The sequence below is a fragment of the Methylomonas aurea genome (assembly GCF_024505045.1).
GTDB lineage: Bacteria > Pseudomonadota > Gammaproteobacteria > Methylococcales > Methylomonadaceae > Methylomonas > Methylomonas aurea.
Genome location: NZ_JANIBM010000074.1, coordinates 1 through 3,524, shown reverse-complemented (window position 1 = coordinate 3,524; position 3,524 = coordinate 1). Strand labels below are relative to the sequence as shown.

4 protein-coding genes are annotated in these 3,524 nt (G+C 46.3%); 2 read left to right on the top strand and 2 right to left on the bottom strand.

The window, feature by feature from the left end; all coding sequences use genetic code 11:
• Positions 1 to 1,642: 1,642 nt before the first annotated feature.
• Positions 1,643 to 1,966, bottom strand: a complete 324-nt coding sequence (locus NP603_RS21660; protein WP_221054695.1) for a hypothetical protein — start codon at positions 1,964 to 1,966, stop codon at positions 1,643 to 1,645.
• 76 nt (positions 1,967 to 2,042) lie between these two features.
• Entirely contained in the window at positions 2,043 to 2,699 is a 657-nt protein-coding gene (locus NP603_RS21655; protein ID WP_256612945.1) for an SOS response-associated peptidase, read from the bottom strand.
• Positions 2,700 to 2,783: 84 nt separating this feature from the next.
• On the opposite strand from NP603_RS21655, the gene NP603_RS21650 reads away from it, so the two are divergent.
• Together NP603_RS21650 and NP603_RS21645 are read left to right on the top strand one after the other, a co-directional pair.
• A complete protein-coding gene (locus tag NP603_RS21650) occupies positions 2,784 to 3,272 on the top strand; it encodes a LexA family protein (RefSeq protein ID WP_245006539.1) in 489 nt (162 codons plus the stop codon).
• Positions 3,269 to 3,524: Y-family DNA polymerase (locus tag NP603_RS21645; protein ID WP_443192649.1), on the top strand; the 256-nt coding region annotated here is incomplete at its 3' end. The genes NP603_RS21650 and NP603_RS21645, both read left to right, overlap by 4 nt.

Sequence of the window (3,524 nt, the reverse complement as noted above, 5' to 3'; positions counted from 1 at the left end):
CACAAATGATCCTTCATGTCGTTATACTACGGAGAAAGCAGTGGGTTTTGTCGACAATTGTTGCGTGCGGCAGGGCAGGGCAGGGCAGGGCAGGGCAAACATCCTAAACCGCATATAACCTATTGATTTTATTTTGGTGTAATTAAGGGAAATAGGTTTTTCGAGCTTCCCCTCGCATGAACATGGAGCGTAATTAAGGTAAGCTTGATGTCGCGAGACTACGGATGATTCTGGTCCCCAAACATTAAAGAATTTATGTGGAAACTAGAAAGTAGTGCTTTCCTTATGCTTCTGGGATGGAATCACCTTAAATGTCGAATGTGGCGTTTAACTTCATGTCGTTATACTACGGAGTAAGAAATTAGCGGTAGGGCGATTTATTCATACTGCTCAGCAATATATTCATGTCATCTTTGTATTCTCCGAAATGGGTATCAAAGTCAAATCAAATTCAATTTAACGAAATTATTTTGGTTTTATCCGCCGATGACTGCGGCGGTACTTAGAAAGACTAATTTAATACTATAGAAAGACTAAAATCTTAGTCTAGCTGGATTTCTTTATTAATTTCAGTAAGTTAACGATCGAATTCGTTTATTTCATGTTTCTTTAAAACGGAATAAACGAAGCGCTACTACGGTCTTAATGGTTAAAAAAAACGGGATTAGTGTACGCAAACAACGAAACTAACGCAGTTTGAACACGGAATGTTGTGGATAACTATGGGTGGCTGTTGATAACTGTTGCGCATTTCTCCGCTCCATGAGCAATTTGTATCGGAACTGAATCAATATCACAATAATTCGTTTGATAGATTACTGATCTGACAATAAGGGCTTGTAATGGGTACTCAAAGTTCAAGAACAAATACTTTGCCTACTTGATTGTTATTTTCAATTTCTTATCGAGCCGTTCTGTGCTTTTTTCAAACCAACGATTTCCTATGATACGATGATGATCGGCAGTTTTCCCAAAGGCATCCTTGCTAGATGACGATTACATTAATTAGTCGACTTCAGTTCGGGACTTCGCCAGGCTTCTAAGACAAATTCCACCAATTCGGTAACGCATAAGCGAATTAGCTGAAACCCGGCGATCAGCAGAATCGCCGCAGAAAACAGAACGGTCATAGCAACTAATAATATTTTCACCAGGCCCTCCATCAAACCAGTCGTGTTGGCTGTGGGGGAGCATTGTTTCAGTTTTTATTGATATATCAAGTCGATATGGAGCAACAATCTGTTGCGTGACTGAGGCGATTTGGCACACTTCAATGGGTTGGCTAACAAACTTGATGTGAAATATTTTTGGGTAATGATCTGGAGCAAGACGCAGCTTAACAAACGCTAACTTGTAGGTTGTCGATTTTCTAGGCTCGCGTAACCCCTTTGAATCCTAATTTGTCCAGGTTGAGTTGTTCAACAATGACATCAACGACCCAAATAGGATTGTCCTCGGCGACAAGTCCTCCAGTTGCTCAGGAAATAGGTTTACCTGAGTTCGGTCTGTACTCTGAATGAAGCGCTTCATCTACACTCCCGGTTAATTGGTCGTGAGATTTTTTAATAAAGCTAGCGCTTTTACACAGCCTGGGTCGATAGCGACACAAACTCTGGAAAAAGTTTTGCTCATTCTGAGTCGTTTACAGAACGATATCCCCTTTATTGGTTTGTCCCTCTTGTAAGCGTTTTTGCATCTCGCTTTCCTTTTCGGCATCAAATATATCGATGGCAGTATTTAGCGGAACGATGTTTTTTAATACCAGATTACATAAACCAGAACGCAAGGCTACAAGCTTCACCAATCGCTCATCCTCAGGATGCTCTTTAGCTAAATTTTCGCTTTTGGTCTCCAAGGATGGATCTAGGCAAAAGTTTTTTGGTTTGTCTTCAGGCCAGAGCTTTTCATCACCCTCTGCAAAGGCCACACTGGAAAAAATCCACAGTGCCAATATTATTCTTTCCATGTCTGCTACCCGTTTCTGGCTTGCGTTGACCAAAGTGTAGTGCCAATTGTGATTGACGCCAACATTGCGCGTTAGTCTAAATCGGGGCTATGCAACGCTCATCCTCATGCCGTGGATTATTGACCCAATCGCCGACCGACGTCGCAATCATGTGGGTATAGGCCGGGGCATCGAGCAACCGATAGGCATGGTCCGCATCCGCAGCTTTGTTGAGCCAGTCGTGATAATGCTCCGGTGAAATGATCACCGGCATTCGCTCATGAATGGGTTGCATCAATGCATTGGCAGCGGTGGTAATGATGGTGCAGGAATACAGGGTTTCCGTGTCGTGCTGCCATTGCTCCCATAATCCGGCAAAGGCGAAGGGCTGACGATCATCGCGGTGGATGTGAAACGCTTGTTTGCCATTTCGGCTCTCCCACTCGTAAAAGCCGTCTGCGGGAATCAAGCAGCGTCGATGTTTAAACGCACTGCGAAAAGAGGGCTTTTCCCGTAGGGTTTCCATGCGTGCGTTGATCAGGTGCGAACTGTTTTTGCTGTCTTTCGCCCAGGAGGGCACCAATCCCCAGAACAGATTCACCGCCTTACGTGAGCCATCATCGAGTTCGACGACAGTCAAAATCTTCCGACTCGGCGCAATGTTGTAACCGGGCTGAAATCGAATCTGCCTCAACACCTGAAAATGCTCGGCCAGGGTTGCCGCGTCAGTGGTCAGGCTGTAGCGACCGCACATGGCTGACACTTGAATAAAGAACAAATATAGAACAAATGCATTTTCGACGGTAGACTATGCAGCCCTAGAAGTTGCCATGGAGCGATGATGTCGAATCTGCCGTTACAGTTCAAGTTGAAGCGTCGTGCGTTTGCCGGGTTGCATCTGGATTACCCTGCCATCTTGACGCCCAAGTGGCCGCTGTCTGCATGCCGCTTGCCGTTATTCGCCAGCAAAGTCTCGGCGGGCTTCCCGTCGCCGGCGGCGGATTATGTCGACAAAACCCTTGATCTGAATGAACTGCTGATTCAAAAACCGGCAGCCACTTTTTTTGTCCGTGCTCAAGGCGATTCGATGTTAGGGGCCGGCATTCATCCCAACGACATTCTGGTGGTGGATCGCTCGATAGAACCCGTGTCAGGCAAGATCGTGATTTGCGCGTTGAATGGTGAACTGACGGTCAAACGCTTGGTATTGGACGACGAGCAATGGAAACTACGCGCTGAAAATCCGGCCTATCCGGATTTTCTACTCCACGACGAGCTGGAGCTGGTGGTTTGGGGTGTGGTGACCAACGTCATTCATGCCGTGTGACGGAGTTCGTTACACCTCCAGCCAATCTGATCGGCCTGGTCGATTGCAACAATTTTTACGTCAGCTGTGAGCGGGTGTTTCGGCCAGACCTGATCGGTAAACCGGTGGCCGTACTCAGCAACAATGACGGCTGCATCGTTGCCCGCAGTAATGAAGTCAAAGCGCTGGGCATCAAAATGGGCGTGCCGTTGTTTCAGGTGCGGCAGTTGGTGGATCAGCATCAGATCCAGCTATTCTCGTCCAATTACACGC